Source organism: Cellvibrio sp. KY-YJ-3, assembly GCF_008806955.1.
Lineage (GTDB): Bacteria > Pseudomonadota > Gammaproteobacteria > Pseudomonadales > Cellvibrionaceae > Cellvibrio.
In genome coordinates, this window is record NZ_CP031727.1 from 675984 (window position 1) to 691463 (window position 15480).

The window sequence follows — 15480 nt, forward strand, 5'->3', positions numbered from 1 at the left end:
CTCACCATGAAAGTTACCGTATTTGGAATTGGTTATGTTGGCTTGGTACAAGCCGCAATTCTCGCCGAAGTAGGCCACGATGTTGTCTGCGTCGATGTGGATGCTGACAAAGTGGAAGCCTTGAAGAAAGGCCAGATCCCTATTTACGAGCCAGGCCTGGAACCCTTGGTAAAAGAAAACTTCGCCGCAGGCCGACTGAGCTTCACTATCGACGCCGCGTTGGGTGTTAAACACGGTGAAGTACAATTTATCGCTGTTGGTACACCGCCCGATGAAGACGGCTCCGCCGATTTGAAATATGTACTCGCGGTTGCCAGCACCATTGCCGAGCACATGGAGTCGCACAAGATTGTGGTGGATAAATCCACCGTTCCGGTAGGTACTGGTGACAGAGTCAAAGCCAAAATAGCCGAGGTGCTTGAAAGCAAGGGCAAATCGCAACTGACCTTTGATGTGATTTCCAACCCGGAATTCCTGAAAGAAGGTTCGGCAGTTGCCGACTGCATGAAGCCAGATCGCATCGTTATCGGCACTGACAACAAAGATGCCGAAGATGTGATGCGTGAACTCTATGCCCCCTTCAACCGCAACCACGAAAAAATTATCGTGATGGATGTGCGCAGCGCCGAGTTGACCAAATACGCCGCCAACTGCATGCTGGCCACCAAAATCAGCTTTATGAATGAAATGGCCAACCTCGCCGAAATTCTGGGTGCCGATATTGAAGCAGTACGTCACGGCATAGGCAGTGACCCCCGCATCGGCTACCACTTTATTTACCCCGGTGTTGGCTACGGTGGCTCCTGTTTCCCCAAAGATGTTCAGGCGCTGATCCAGACTGCCGATCAAATCAAGTTCGATGCCAAAGTCTTAAAAGCGGTTGAAGCACGTAACAACGAACAAAAAACCACCTTGTTTGCCAAAATTAACAAGCACTTTAATGGTGACCTCAAAGGCAAAACCTTTGCATTGTGGGGCTTGAGCTTCAAACCCAATACTGACGACATGCGCGAAGCACCCGCACGCGTACTGATGGAAGCGCTCTGGGAAGCTGGCGCCAAAGTGCAGGCATTCGACCCGGAAGCCATGAACGAAACCCAACGTATCTACGGCAATCGCGATGATCTGTTGCTCTGCGGCACTAAAGAAAGCGCCCTGAAACATGCCGATAGCCTGATAATTGTCACCGAATGGCAGGCCTTCCGCGCCCCGGATTTTGACCTAATCAAAAACATGCTCAGCCAAGCAACCATTTTTGATGGTCGCAATATGTACGACCCCAAACGCTTGGCAAAACGTGGTTTTACCTACTACTCTGTCGGCCGACAGTAATTGCACTTCCTATAGGATTTTATTATGAAAATTTTGGTTACCGGCGGCGCCGGATTTATCGGCTCTGCCGTCGTACGCCATATCATCAATAACACCCAGTCCCGGGTAGTTAACTTGGATAAACTCACCTATGCTGGCAACTTGGAATCCTTGACCAGTATTGCTAGCAGTGAGCGGTACGCGTTTGAACAAGTTGATATTTGCGACCGCGCTGAACTGGATAGAGTGTTTGCCCAACACCAACCAGATGCAGTAATGCACTTGGCCGCCGAAAGCCATGTAGACCGCTCTATTGATGGCCCCGCCGACTTTATTGAAACGAATATTGTTGGCACTTATCAGCTGCTGGAAGCTAGCCGTAGCTATTGGAAAGACTTGCCAGAGGCACGCAAAGCCGCGTTTCGCTTCCACCATATTTCAACCGATGAAGTCTATGGCGATTTGGAAGGGCCGGAGGATCTATTCACCGAAACCACCCCCTATGCACCCAGCTCACCCTACTCTGCCAGCAAGGCCAGCTCGGATCATTTGGTGCGCGCTTGGCGCCGCACCTACGGCTTACCTACCGTTGTTACCAATTGCTCCAATAACTATGGCCCATATCACTTCCCCGAGAAACTAATCCCATTGGTTATTCTCAATGCGCTGGAAGGAAAACCTCTACCGGTTTATGGCAAAGGCAATCAAATCCGCGATTGGCTATTTGTAGAGGATCACGCTCGTGCACTGTACAAAGTTGTTACAGAAGGCAAAATTGGCGAGACTTATAATATTGGCGGCCACAATGAGAAACAAAATATTGAGGTCGTGCATACTATCTGTGCACTGCTAGACGAATTGCGTCCGCTCAGCCAAACCGCATTAGGCATCAAAGCACACAAGGATTTAATTACTTTTGTACAAGATCGCCCCGGTCATGACATTCGCTATGCAATAGATGCAAGCAAAATCCAGCGCGAACTCGGCTGGTCACCCGAGGAAACCTTTGAATCAGGTATCCGCAAAACGGTAATCTGGTATCTTGAAAACCTCAACTGGGCACAACGTGTCCAGGACGGCAGCTATCAACGCGAGCGTCTCGGCACCCAATAATCGATAATTACTCATCGGTAAATCTACCTACCGATGAGCCATTTACAGAGCTTCAGGATTTTCTATGAAAGGTATTATTCTTGCGGGGGGCAGCGGCACCCGCTTGCACCCTATTACCAAAGGTGTGTCAAAGCAGCTATTACCCATTTACGATAAGCCCATGATTTATTACCCGCTCTCAGTGCTGATGTTGGCGGGTATTCAGGACATACTCATCATTACTACCCCGGAAGATTCCGCTAGTTTTATGCGCCTATTGGGCGATGGATCCCAATACGGTATTCGCCTCAACTACGCGGTGCAACCGAGCCCGGATGGCCTTGCCCAAGCCTTTATTATTGGCGAAGGGTTTATCGGTCAAGACAATGTCTGCCTGGTGCTGGGCGACAATATTTATTACGGCCACGGGCTCACCCAAAGCCTGCAAAGTGCAGTAGCACGCAAAACTGGTGCCACCGTATTCGGCTATCACGTGAACGATCCCGAGCGTTTTGGTGTAGTTGAGTTTGACCAGCAGATGCGCGCAATCTCCATCGAAGAAAAACCCAAACAACCTAAATCCAACTATGCCGTGACCGGTTTGTATTTTTACGACAACGACGTGATTGAAATCGCCAAAACCATCAAACCCTCCCATCGCGGTGAACTGGAAATCACCAGTGTGAATAATGCGTATTTGGAGCGCGGCGATTTAAACGTTGAACTACTGGGCCGCGGTTATGCCTGGTTGGACACTGGCACCCACGACAGCTTGCTCGAAGCGGGTCATTTTGTGCAAACCATCGAACATCGCCAAGGCTTAAAAGTGGCATGTCTGGAAGAGATAGGCTTTGTAAATAAGTGGATCAGCAAAGAGCAATTAATCGCCGAAGGCAAAGCACTTTCAAAAACAGGATACGGCCAATATCTGCTGAAAATTGCGGAGCAGTCCAAAGTATGAAAATTTTAGTGACTGGTGCCAATGGTCAAGTGGGGCATTGTTTACAACAGCAATTGCACAAAAATGGTTGGGATTTTGTCGCACTCACACGCGCCGAACTGGATATTAGCAATGCCCCAGCCGTTGATGCCGCCATCGCCCACATTCAGCCTGATGTGATCATCAATGCCGCCGCTTACACCGCGGTAGATAAAGCTGAGCAAGAACAAGAGCTCGCTTATGCAATTAATCGCGATGGTCCCGCCAACCTCGCCCGCGCGGCAAAAAATAGCGGCGCCGCAATATTGCATATTTCAACCGACTACGTGTTTGCAGGTGATGCAGCAGACACCTACAGCGAAGACGATGCCACCTCCCCACAAGGGGTGTACGGCAAAAGTAAATTGGAAGGCGAGCAGGCGGTTGCTGCAGCCAACGATAAACATATTATTTTGCGCACCGCCTGGGTATTTGGCGAACATGGCAACAACTTTGTTAAAACCATGATTCGCTTGGGCAGTAGCCGAGATACGCTCGGTATAGTAGCCGATCAAGAAGGTGGCCCCACCTATGCGGGCGACATTGCCGGTGCGCTGTTAAGTATCGTTAAACATTACGTAGCAGGCAACCCAACCTCGTGGGGCATTTATCATTACTCAGGCGCACCGCACATCAGCTGGTTTGGTTTTGCGCAGCAGATTTTTACCGAGGTAGCACAGGCGGAGCTTTATAATAAAGCCGTTCCGCAACTCAACGCCATCACCACTGCAGACTACCCCACTCCCGCAAAACGCCCAGCCAATTCCAAACTCAATTGCGACAAAATCGCGCAAGCATTCGGTATAAGCCCGAGCGATTGGCAATCCGCATTAAAAAACATTGGCGCCTATTCCGCCTAAGGTCAGAGCATGAACTTTATTAAAACTGATATTCCCGACGTTATTATTTTTGAACCTAAAGTATTTGGCGATGAACGCGGGTTTTTTCTGGAAAGCTTCAATCAAAAAAAATTTGAAGAAGCCACTGGTTTAAAACGCGAATTCGTACAAGACAATCATTCCAAATCCAGCAAAGGTGTACTGCGCGGTCTGCATTATCAATTACCGCCTATGGCACAAGGCAAATTAGTACGTGTGGTGCAAGGTGAAGTGTTTGATGTAGCAGTGGATATTCGTAAATCCTCCCCCACTTTTGGGCAATGGGTTGGTGTAATTCTCTCAGCAGAAAACAAACGTCAGCTATGGGTTCCTGAAGGTTTTGCGCATGGCTTTTTGACCTTAAGTGAAAGCGCCGAATTCTTATACAAGACAACCAATTACTACTCCCCACAACATGAAGCCTGCTTGCTATGGAATGATCCACAATTAAACATTTCATGGCCCACTACTCTGCCACCTATTCTTGCCGCAAAAGATGCGCAAGGAAAACTTTTCGATGAAGGAACTTTATTTGCATGAACCCAAATATGGAAAGCCCTACATCGATTAAATCCTTAATCGGCTCCTTAATATCAAACCGGGGATTAGTTTCACAAATTGTTAGACAGCAAATTGTGGGGAAATACCGCGGCTCCTATATTGGGATTTTATGGCCGCTGCTAAATCCAATATTCATGTTGGTTGTCTACACATTTGTATTTTCGATTGTCCTCAAAGTTCGCTGGAGTGGTGACATATCAGAAAGCAAACTGCAATTTGCATTCATCCTATTTACAGGAATGCTTATCCACGGCTTGTTTGCAGAAGTTATTAACAAGGCTCCTTCGCTTATACTGCTCAACGCGAATTACGTTAAAAAAGTCATTTTTCCTCTAGAGATACTCGCGCTCACTAACTTCCTAGAGGGTCTATTTAATTTTTCGGTAGGGATGCTCGTCCTACTCATTGGCATGATTGTTTTTCACGATCAAATTACTTGGACAATTATCTTCTTACCCATCATTTTAATTCCATATTTCATGCTGTTACTGGGCTTGATCTGGTTCATCGCCTCGCTCGGGGTATTTGTTCGCGATATTGCACAGGGAATCAATGTATTAACAACTGTTTTGCTTTTCCTCAGCCCAATCTTTTACTCAAAAAATGCTTTGCCGCCTGAATTTCAATGGTTAATGAATATCAATCCCTTAACATTTATCATTGAACAATCACGCGATGTGCTCATTTGGGGGAAATTACCAAACTGGCAAGGGCTAGGTGTCTATTCACTTCTGTCAGGATTAACCATGTGGATTGGATATTACTGGTTTCAGAAAACCAGAAAAGGATTTGCTGATGTCATCTAATACCCATTCCATTACCGTCTCTAATCTCAGTAAATGTTATCTTATATACGAGACCCCCACGGACAGGTTGAAACAGTTTTTATTACCGCGCTACGATTCTCTTGTAAAAAAGAACGCGCGTAAATTCTATAAAGAATTTTGGGCATTAAAAAACGTCTCTTTCAATATTAGAAAAGGAGAAACCGTAGGTATTATAGGTAAAAATGGATCAGGGAAATCCACCTTGCTGCAAATGATCTGCGGAACATTATCTCCAACCGCCGGGCAAATAGAAATCCAGGGTAGAATTGCTGCACTACTCGAATTAGGTTCGGGTTTTAATCCTGAGTTTACCGGCAGGGAAAACATTTACATGAATGCCGCTATTCTGGGCATAGGCAAAGATGAGATTGAAGCGAAATTTGAACAAATAGTGGCATTTGCTGATATCGGCGACTTTATCGAGAGGCCAGTCAAAACTTATTCCAGCGGCATGTATGTGCGACTGGCATTTTCCGTCGCCGTCCATGTTGAGCCTGACATTTTGGTCATTGACGAAGCTTTGTCAGTAGGTGACGAGCTTTTTCAACGGAAATGCTTTTCCAAAATTGAAAGCATACGTGCATCGGGAGCAACTATATTATTTGTCTCCCACTCAGCATCATCAATAGTTGAATTATGCGATAGAGCTATTCTAATCGACAATGGAGATTTTTTAATAGATGGTGCACCAAAGGATGTTGTAAATCGATACCAAAAACTTCTTTATGCCCCTGCACACGAAAAGACAGCAATAATTAGTGAGATCAAACAACAAGCTCAGATTCAAGCCCTTGAACCACATTCTGAAATTCGCGAAAGTGCCCATGAAGAACTGGTCGAAACATATGATCCAAGCCTGATTCCTGCCAGTGCATTTGAATATGTAGCTCGCGGTGCATTAATACAATCACCATGTATTACGACGCTCGACGGAATTCAGGTTAATGGTTTAGTGACGGGTAGGAAATATCGGTATAGCTATAAAGTTGTGTTCGACGAAGCAGCATTTGATGTGCGGTTTGGTATGTTGATAAAAAGCACATCTGGTTTGGAACTTGGGGGAAGTATTAGCGCCTCCACACGCGATCAATCTATTCGCTTTATCGAAGCGGGAGCAACCCTCGCGGTAGAGTTTACGTTCGACTGTCATTTGAACCCGGGCGTATATTTCCTAAATGCTGGTGTACTGGGCTCTATCGATCAGGAAGAAACATTTCTGCACAGAAAAATAGATGTTATCGCGTTCAGGGTTCTGCCACAAAAGCTGTCCACCTCTACAGAATTTATTGATTTCAATTGTTGTCCCTCGGTAAGAATAGATGACTAATTTATTTAATGATTTACTTATTTCCGCCCCCAATCATAATGGCGGCCTTTTTTTTATATCAGAGCGTAAATTCGTCAGAATAGATACGTTAGGTACCTGCGGTATTCTTTTTGAAAAAGGAAAACTTGTACGAGGCGTGCAACCTGACAAAGCGGTTATTTATGCAACTCAACAGGACGAACAGAACAAAGAAATAAGTGACTTACAAGATATTCATGACATTTTTTATTTAAGTGGAAGTTACTATATTGTTTGCACGATGACCAATGAAATAATTCAGGCCGACAGCAACCTGAATGAAGTTAGACGCTGGCGCTTCCCGGGAGAAGCAGACTCAATGCATATCAATTGCGTTGGCACATGGAATGAAAGAATTATTTTTTCCGCTTTTGGTGATTTTCACCTTCATCGCGGTTACAAAGAAGATTCCACCAGAAAAGGATTTGTTCGTGACCTGCTTACCGGTGAGACGTTAATTTCGGGACTATCACAACCACATAGCCTGGCACAGCATGGCAACAATTTAATTCTGGCTAATTCCCAACAACATGAAATTGCAGAATATCTTCCCAACGGCGAGTTATTGCGAATGAAGAAAATGCCCGGATATACCCGTGGCTTGACTATCATCGATAACATTTTGTACGTTGGCCTTAGCAAAAGCCGTAATAGCCAAGAGAATACCCAATCAACTGCCAGCTTGGTAGCAGTTGACCTTGCTAATTTCGAAATTCTAGAATCTATTGAGGCTCCATGTGACGAAATTTATTCCATAATTTTATTAGAAAAAAATACTCTAAGAGACAATATAGAAGGCCTATTTACCTATGCACTGGAAAAAGCAACGGAAAAAGTATCAATTACACTGAAAAATGCTGAAGCAGTTGTATTAGCAGATCAAAAAAATGAATTTGATATAGAAATCCGCGAAATTACAAAAAAATGGGAAATGGCCCAAGAACAGTGGAACGCCCACCGCACTCAATTGGAAATAGCCATCCATAGCATCAGGAACGAGCGAGATGCATCAATTGCAAAAAGCCTAGAGAATGCTCAGACAGAATTCGAAAAGCAAAAGCAATTTATTATAGAAGCCCATGACAAACAGATGGCCTGTACCATGGAATACAATAAGAAAATACTGGACGAAGCGAAAGAAGAGAAAGAGCAACTACTTATCGATTACCAAAAGCTGATTGCGCACGCACATGCGATTCAACTTGAAAAAGATCGAGAAACAATAGACTTAAACAAAAAACTGGTCGAACAAGAAATCATTGCAACAGAAAAGCTTTCAGCCAATCAAAAATACTACGACACCAAAATTAGTAACGCAGAAGCTCTGATCGCAGAAAAAAACGAAACGATAAAATTGCTACAGGAACAATTACAAGAAAGTAAGAACTACAATCAGGAAATATACGCCGCTAATTTTTTACAGTCAGAGCAATTTACGGACGCTTTAGCGCAGACCGAAGTCGAGATAGCTCAGCTTCGGATTAAACTCCAAGAAAATGAAACAGCCATCCAAGAAAGATATCAAAATACTTTTTTACAATCCGAAAAAGATAATATGACAATTGATGATTTGAAAACAAAAAATGAATGCTTACAAGCAGAGAACAATAAGTTATCTGTCGAAATATCCCAACACTCAAGCAAAGAACACGCACAGCGCTGCCATATCACAGAGCTGGAAAATACAATTGATCAAAGAGCCTATGCTTGGCAACGTGAGCTACAAGCAATAAAAGCTCAACACCAATCCGAGCTAGACTCCATATTGAAATCACGCTCATGGAAAATAACTGCACCTTTGCGACTAGGTCGCACCGCGATTGGAGCGACAAAAAACAACATTAAAAACTCTATAGCCAATACTTATCGCAAACTTCCACTATCGATTTCTCGTCGAAAAAAAATTAAGGACTTTTTATTCACTAGTGTTCCATGGCTCTTTAAAGACTTAGCCACCTATAAAAACTGGAAGGCGTATAAAGATTTACAAGCTATGAGCGTGGAAGCAGTTATTGAGGACAACGCCACAAATACTACCGATGTGCAAATCGTGGCAAATACTCAAAATTTGGTTTACGTCGCGTCAAGCCATTTGGCAGCAGCAGATGGACATTGGGAATGGGCAAATTATGCCAGCACAAAAGCAACCATTAAAAAGCTACAACAAAAACAGCGAATGATTGATCCTGGTGATGTAGATATTATTGATTTACATAACAAGCCCTTTGACGAAGTTGTTAAATCGATAGCGTTACCGACACTAACTGATCATCCATTGGTTTCAATCATATTACCGGTCTACAATAATATAAAACTCACGCTTGAGTGCATTTTATCAATTCAAAAATACACTGATTCAAGCACGTCTTATGAAATTATTGTTACTGATGACGCTTCAACCGATGAAACAAATCATCTGTTGGAAAAACTGGCCAATATAAAATATATCCGAAATGAAAATAATCTGGGTTTTTTACGCAATTGCAACAAGGCACTAGAGCATGCCCAAGGCGAATATATTGTCTATCTCAATAACGATATTCAAGTCAGTAAAGACTGGCTGAAGAATTTGCATGCCACTTTTAATGTACATCCAAGAGTCGGCGCTGTAGGCCCAAAATTTATATACCCTTCAGGCCACCTTCAAGAAGCCGGTGCTTCATTTAACTTTGATGGCACCTCAACCATGATTGGCCTTAATGAAAATCCTGATCAAGATAGGTTTTCCTATACTCGCCGGGTTGACTACGTTTCTGGTGCATGCTTGATGCTTCGCACTGATCTCGCCAAAAAGCTAGGCGGATTTTCGGAAGAATTTTTACCATGTTACTGCGAAGACAGTGATTTGTGCCTGCGCATTGAACGAGAAGGTTATTTTATCTATTTCAATCCATCCGCAGTTCTAATTCATCATTTGTCAAAGACAACAGCAGCTGTTGATAACAGCTTTAAAATGAAATGTATTAATAATAATGTTCAGAAAATTAATGAGCTTTGGAAGGATAGATTACAAAAAAATATTAACCCTCGAATAATTACGTTCTATTTGCCACAATTTCATCCATTTCCTGAAAATGACAAATGGTGGGGCTCAGGCTTTACAGAATGGACAAACGTTACCAAAGCCAAGCCCAATTTCATAAATCACTACCAACCTCGATTCCCTGCTGATTTGGGATATTACGACTTACGCCTTCCGGAGGTTATGGCCGCCCAAGCAGAATTAGCAAAAAAATATGGTGTCGGCGCCTTTTGCTTTTACTATTACTGGTTTGATGGAAAACGCTTACTAGAAAGACCGATTGAACAGCTCCTTCAAAATAAAGATATCGAGATGCCATTCTGTGTATGCTGGGCCAATGAAAATTGGACTCGCCGCTGGGATGGGCAAGACCATGAAGTATTGATGGCTCAGGCTCACTCACCATCTGATGACAGAGCAGTTATTCTCGATTTGATTCGTTATTTTAAAGATCATAGATACATAACTATTGATGGGCGGCCTTTAATTGTTATTTACAGGGTAACTCTCTTTCCCGACTTTAAAGCAACCGCTGCGCTCTGGCGTGAAGTTTGTCGTGAAGAAGGTATTGGTGAAATCTATATTGCAATGGTTGAATCTTTTGATTTGGTTCATGCCAAAACAAATCCCAAACAATTCGGCTGTGATGCAGCGGTTGAATTCCCACCTCAGGGACTTGCCGAACAAAAGCCGCCATCAGGAGAAATTATTAATCCAGATTTTGCCGGTCATGTAGCAGACTACCGAGAGCTAGCCATTCGCTACGCGACTCGCGAACAGCCCCCTTACACGCGATTTATGAGCGCAATGCCAGGCTGGGACAATAGTGCCAGACGTCAAAACAATAGCTTTTGTTTTGAAAATGCTACGCCAGGTGTTTTTCAAGCATGGCTTGAATCTATTTTGGAACAGACTAGATTGCAATATTCCGGCGATGAAAGAATTGTGTTCGTTAACGCATGGAACGAGTGGGCAGAAGGCGCTTATTTAGAGCCAGACAAGCGCTTTGGGCATACCTATTTGGAAGCGGTGAGAAATGCCGTGGATGCATATAAATTTTTACGAAACGATTCGGAATCTTGAGGTCGCCAATGCAAAATTACAACATACGATTGGTAGGTCATCCCTTTGCCCCTATTGGCATGGGTGAGCATTTAAGAAGCACATTTAGATCTCTGCGGGCAGCTAGTCTAATGCCCTCTATTACAGATATTTATAAACTAAACACACCAACACACGAAGAACAAAATGAGCTTTTCCCAGCCTGCTCGGATACTCCAGCTTCTATAAATATTTATTGTATTAATGGCAATGAAGTAGAACAGGCAGTAAAACATCTTTCCTATCAGGAAACATGGAGTGGCTATAACATCATTTATCCAGCTTGGGAGTTATCTCGTTACCCTGAAACATGGGCAGCCCAATTAGATAAATTTGATGAAATTTGGGCATCATCAACTTTCACTTATGAAGCACTACGTAATGCCTGTAAAAAAGAAGTTGTGAAGTTACCGCTCGCATGCGGAGTATCTCTTAGCTCTTTTCTTGGCCGGCGCTACTTTCAAATTCCAGAATCAAGCTATGCATTTCTATTCTTCTTTGATCTGAAATCCTATACGAGCAGAAAAAATCCCTATGCTGTAATAAATGCATTTAAACAATTACTCAAGTTGCGCCCCTATTCAAAAGCGCACTTGGTAATTAAAATTAATGGGGCTGAAAGCAACCCAGAAGAATTTAAAAAAGTCACTGAAGCGCTTGGCATACTTGGTGATAATGCCACCTGCATAAGCCATACGATGACAAGCAATGAAGTTAAAAATTTGCAACGTAACTGCGACTGTTTTATTTCTTTGCACCGTTCAGAAGGCTTTGGCTTTGGCATTGCAGAAGCAATGGCATTTGGAAAACCTGTTATCGCTACCGCTTATTCAGGCAACCTAGAGTTTATGGATGCCAACGTTTCATATGGTGTGAACTATCAGCTTATTCCATTAGGTGAGAGTGACTATCCATTCGCTGATGGACAAGTTTGGGCTGATGCGGATTCGAATGAAGCAGCTCAGCATATGGCTTACCTTATCGACTCTCCTCAAACCGGCAGAGAAAAAGGTAAACAAGCACAAGCGCATATGGAAAAGAAATTTAGTCACCGGGCAATCGGGCTAAATTATTTGAACCGAATAGAGCGCATCCAAAACACCTATAAGTAACAACCCAGGTGCTTAACTCTCACTCTATTCCTGCTCAGGTATGCAATTGTGACAACTCCAGTAACTACAAACACCCAGCAAGGTGTTAGCACAATATTTTGGGTTTTACTTTTTGGGATATTCTTTGCTTATCTTCTACTCGGGATAGCCCTTGGATACCCCATACTTGCGTCTGATGAGTACTTATATTATATCAGCGGAAAGTATCTGAATGACTTAACCAGCATTCAAATGCTGGATCCCTATCTACAAAAAACCGCAAACCTATTCTACTTTAAAATGGTGAATGCGGCTTTTTACATTTTTCACGATCAATCTATTTTGGGATTACGATTGATACATGTTCTGGAATATTTTTTATGCATGATAATTCTTTATAAGACATTTGAAAAACATATTCCAAAAGCAGCTCTACTAAAGGGATGCATAGCTTTTTCCATCTTGCCATCGTCGCTTTATCTTTTTACTTCAATGCCTGAAATAGAACTAATGCTTCTGGGCTGTTGCCTTATGTATTCAGTATTAGCGGTGCTTCCTTCTTCACCAATTCGAGGATCTTTATTAGCTGGTGTAACCATGGGGTTGGCAATTTTGGTAAAGCCCCATGCTGTCGCCATGATAGCCTGCGCCATACTGGTAATCAGCATGCAGCCTTTTATTACTCAACAACCAAGTAAAAAAAGCATAATGCAAGCCAGTATCAATCTAGTAGTGTTTTTGATTTCGACCTATATTTCTTTTTTACTGATCTGGCGACTTTGTTCATCTGAGTGGCTGATTGACCCCAGAGCTCCTTTAGGCCTGAATTTTTATGGGCGCTATCTAAATACTGAAACTGTTAGTACCGCTGAAAAATTGCTTGGCATATCGCAATACATAGGTATTCACTTGCTTGTGCTATATGTCGTCTTCTCTCCCGTGATGGTTTATTTATGCCGCACAATCATTGAATTTCTAAAAAGAGACACCAAGCAAACAACTAGCTTCGAAATATTACTTTCACTATTTACCTTATCTTTCATTTTTATCCATGTTGTCATGGTTGCGTACTTTACATTCAATGCAGGGCAATTAAATGAAGGAGAAAATCTACGAATTCACGGGCGCTATTTAGGTGCCGCAATAGGGCTCCTTGCTTTTATCTATTTCTTCTCTGTAGAAAAAATTCACAAAACTAAAGCGACCTTGTTTTGGGTGATGCACCTTTTTAGCTTTTTTGTTTTTATCTTATGGATTAAAAACTTCAAAATTTTCCCATGGGATTACCCATTACTTTTTGCATTTTTTACTGAAAAAAACTCCTACAGCTGGAGTTTTTCCCAACAAAAAATTGAAATAAAAACAATTTTGTTATTGTTTATTTTAATGGCAGGAATTCTCGCACTCGTTAAAGAAAAATGGCGTAAGCCAATTCTTAACCTGCAGTTGTTTATCATTATCTTTGCTGGATCTACCCAAACTTACAATTGGTTATATCATCATCTAGCTGCTAACAAAAATAATGCCGCCATTGGACAGATGGTTGCAAAAACCTTTTCTAGCGAAACACCAGGAAAGGGTTTAATTGTTACCAGTGAACGATATGGCAAGGCGTCTTATATTCTATTTAATATGGCCGATGCGCCTAGAGTGCTTGTCAAGCCAGCAGGAGAGAAGATTTCCGAAAGTGATGCCGCGGGTGCCGATTGGATTATCACAACCGACCCTTATATCGCCGATTTCAGCTATCAAAATAAGCTTGAGATAAAAGGAATAGATTTCTACAACATAAGCTCTTCAGTCACAATCTCAAAACCTCAGCTGCACTCACTAAAAATAGGAGATCTATTGCAACTAAGGCTTGGTACCGCAGGTGAATCAAGAGCAACCACCTCTGGATTTAATGATCCAGAGGAATGGGGAAGCTGGTCATCAGAGGAAAACGCGGAAATTCACCTGCCAGCGACCATTGATGGAAAAATTAGCATCGAAATATTTGGCTGGATGCTTGCCGAAACAGCGAACAAAATAGTTCACGTACAAATTGGAAACGAAATGCATCAGCTTAATTTTTCCGAAAAACCGGAACTGCACAGTTTTGAAGTTAAAATAGCAACTCCAATTGATACGCTGCGCCTACATTCAGCGACAATAACACCAAACAACTCTCATCGTGCGATGGGAATTGCAATCAGCTACATCAATATTAAAAAAATCGACTCAGTTACACCCTCGGAGAAATGATGCAAAACACAATTGAAACAGCATCTGTTATAGCGGTTGTACTTCCATGCTTTCGCGTAAAAAAACATATTCTGGACGTAATTTCCTCTATCGGGACAGAGGTACATTATATCTATGTGGTAGATGATAAATGCCCGGAACAGTCGGGGCAGTTTGTTGCAGAAAATTGCACAGATACTCGTGTAAAAATCATATACCACGAAGTGAATCAAGGAGTAGGCGGAGCCGTCATGAGCGGTTACGCATCCGCAATCAAGGACGGTGCAGATGTAATTGTAAAAATTGATGGTGACGGACAAATGGATCCCAACCTATTAATTGATTTTGTCGCGCCAATATTGTCGGGTGAGGCTGATTACACCAAAGGAAATCGATTCTACGATCTAGAAGAAATTAGCTCCATGCCCAAGATTCGGATCTTTGGTAATGCAATGCTATCGTTGATGTGTAAATTCTCATCGGGGTACTGGGATTTATTTGATCCTACAAATGGCTACACAGCGATTCATAGGGATGTTGCAAAACTTCTACCATATAGCAAAATCAGCAAGCGTTATTTTTTTGAAACCGACATACTATTTAGACTCAATACGTTACGAGCAGTTGTTATAGATATTCCCATGATTGCCAAATATGGCGATGAAGTTAGCGGCTTAAAAGTATCGAAGATCGTCGGCGAATTCTTTTTAAAACATCTCCGTAATACTGCAAAACGTATTTTTTATAACTACTATCTACGCGATATGACCGTTGCATCCATAGAGCTACCGTTAGGATTATTGCTTTTAACATTTGGTTTACTTTTCGGCATTTACCACTGGATTGAAGCCACCACTCAAGAGTTACTTACTCCCATAGGTACGGTTATGATCTCATCACTCTCTATCCTTGTGGGCATACAGTTTATATTGGCGTTTATCTCTTTTGACGTGTTCAGTGTACCTAGACGACCAATTCAGATTCGTAATAGAATAAGAAACATGTATGTGTTTTCAACCGAAAAGCAGCAATGATATCTGCTTTCACAAA

Annotated in this window: 11 protein-coding genes; all 11 read left to right on the forward strand. The window is 42.7% G+C overall.

Features of this window, described 5'->3' with window-relative positions; all coding sequences use genetic code 11:
* Nucleotides 1-6: 6 nt before the first annotated feature.
* The 11 genes from D0B88_RS02945 to D0B88_RS02995 all read left to right on the forward strand — a co-directional run bounded on the left by D0B88_RS02945 (nucleotide 7) and on the right by D0B88_RS02995 (nucleotide 15464).
* Nucleotides 7-1332, forward strand: a complete 1326-nt coding sequence (locus D0B88_RS02945; RefSeq protein WP_151054903.1) for a UDP-glucose/GDP-mannose dehydrogenase family protein — start codon at nucleotides 7-9, stop codon at nucleotides 1330-1332.
* Between the two features lie 24 nt (nucleotides 1333-1356).
* Nucleotides 1357-2424: a dTDP-glucose 4,6-dehydratase gene (rfbB, locus tag D0B88_RS02950; protein WP_151054905.1), complete on the forward strand. Its 1068-nt coding sequence runs from the start codon at nucleotides 1357-1359 to the stop codon at nucleotides 2422-2424.
* Nucleotides 2425-2488: 64 nt separating this feature from the next.
* The gene (rfbA, locus tag D0B88_RS02955; protein WP_151054907.1) at nucleotides 2489-3364 is read left to right on the forward strand and encodes a glucose-1-phosphate thymidylyltransferase RfbA; all 876 of its coding nucleotides are present in this window, start codon (nucleotides 2489-2491) and stop codon (nucleotides 3362-3364) included.
* Nucleotides 3361-4242 carry a dTDP-4-dehydrorhamnose reductase gene (gene rfbD, locus D0B88_RS02960; protein ID WP_151054909.1) on the forward strand — a complete coding sequence of 294 codons (882 nt, stop codon included), beginning with the start codon at nucleotides 3361-3363 and terminating at the stop codon, nucleotides 4240-4242. The genes rfbA and rfbD overlap by 4 nt, the downstream gene beginning before the upstream one ends.
* 9 nt (nucleotides 4243-4251) lie before the next feature.
* Nucleotides 4252-4800, forward strand: coding sequence for a dTDP-4-dehydrorhamnose 3,5-epimerase (gene rfbC / locus D0B88_RS02965; protein ID WP_151054911.1), 549 nt, complete (start codon nucleotides 4252-4254; stop codon nucleotides 4798-4800).
* Nucleotides 4797-5627, forward strand: a complete 831-nt coding sequence (locus tag D0B88_RS02970) for an ABC transporter permease (RefSeq protein WP_151054913.1) — start codon at nucleotides 4797-4799, stop codon at nucleotides 5625-5627. Before rfbC ends, D0B88_RS02970 begins: the two co-directional genes overlap by 4 nt.
* Entirely contained in the window at nucleotides 5617-6975 is a 1359-nt protein-coding gene (locus D0B88_RS02975; protein ID WP_151054915.1) for an ABC transporter ATP-binding protein, read from the forward strand. The genes D0B88_RS02970 and D0B88_RS02975 overlap by 11 nt, the downstream gene beginning before the upstream one ends.
* Complete coding sequence (locus D0B88_RS02980) at nucleotides 6968-11098, forward strand: glycoside hydrolase family 99-like domain-containing protein (protein WP_151054917.1); 4131 nt, start codon at nucleotides 6968-6970, stop codon at nucleotides 11096-11098. The genes D0B88_RS02975 and D0B88_RS02980 overlap by 8 nt, the downstream gene beginning before the upstream one ends.
* Nucleotides 11099-11106: 8 nt before the next feature.
* Nucleotides 11107-12228 (forward strand): glycosyltransferase family 4 protein, encoded by a 1122-nt coding sequence (locus D0B88_RS02985; RefSeq protein ID WP_225318510.1) that lies wholly within the window; start codon nucleotides 11107-11109, stop codon nucleotides 12226-12228.
* Between the two features lie 48 nt (nucleotides 12229-12276).
* Nucleotides 12277-14451 carry a glycosyltransferase family 39 protein gene (locus D0B88_RS02990; protein WP_151054919.1) on the forward strand — a complete coding sequence of 725 codons (2175 nt, stop codon included), beginning with the start codon at nucleotides 12277-12279 and terminating at the stop codon, nucleotides 14449-14451.
* Complete coding sequence (locus D0B88_RS02995) at nucleotides 14451-15464, forward strand: glycosyltransferase family 2 protein (RefSeq protein WP_151054921.1); 1014 nt, start codon at nucleotides 14451-14453, stop codon at nucleotides 15462-15464. The genes D0B88_RS02990 and D0B88_RS02995 overlap by 1 nt, the downstream gene beginning before the upstream one ends.
* The last annotated feature ends 16 nt before the right edge of the window (nucleotides 15465-15480 follow it).

Coding starts and splice junctions, on each gene's coding strand:
- D0B88_RS02945 (WP_151054903.1), top strand. CDS start 7: ATGAAAGTTACCGTATTTGGAATTGGTTATGTTGGCTTGGTACAAGCC.
- rfbB (WP_151054905.1), top strand. CDS start 1,357: ATGAAAATTTTGGTTACCGGCGGCGCCGGATTTATCGGCTCTGCCGTC.
- rfbA (WP_151054907.1), top strand. CDS start 2,489: ATGAAAGGTATTATTCTTGCGGGGGGCAGCGGCACCCGCTTGCACCCT.
- rfbD (WP_151054909.1), top strand. CDS start 3,361: ATGAAAATTTTAGTGACTGGTGCCAATGGTCAAGTGGGGCATTGTTTA.
- rfbC (WP_151054911.1), top strand. CDS start 4,252: ATGAACTTTATTAAAACTGATATTCCCGACGTTATTATTTTTGAACCT.
- D0B88_RS02970 (WP_151054913.1), top strand. CDS start 4,797: ATGAACCCAAATATGGAAAGCCCTACATCGATTAAATCCTTAATCGGC.
- D0B88_RS02975 (WP_151054915.1), top strand. CDS start 5,617: ATGTCATCTAATACCCATTCCATTACCGTCTCTAATCTCAGTAAATGT.
- D0B88_RS02980 (WP_151054917.1), top strand. CDS start 6,968: ATGACTAATTTATTTAATGATTTACTTATTTCCGCCCCCAATCATAAT.
- D0B88_RS02985 (WP_225318510.1), top strand. CDS start 11,107: ATGCAAAATTACAACATACGATTGGTAGGTCATCCCTTTGCCCCTATT.
- D0B88_RS02995 (WP_151054921.1), top strand. CDS start 14,451: ATGCAAAACACAATTGAAACAGCATCTGTTATAGCGGTTGTACTTCCA.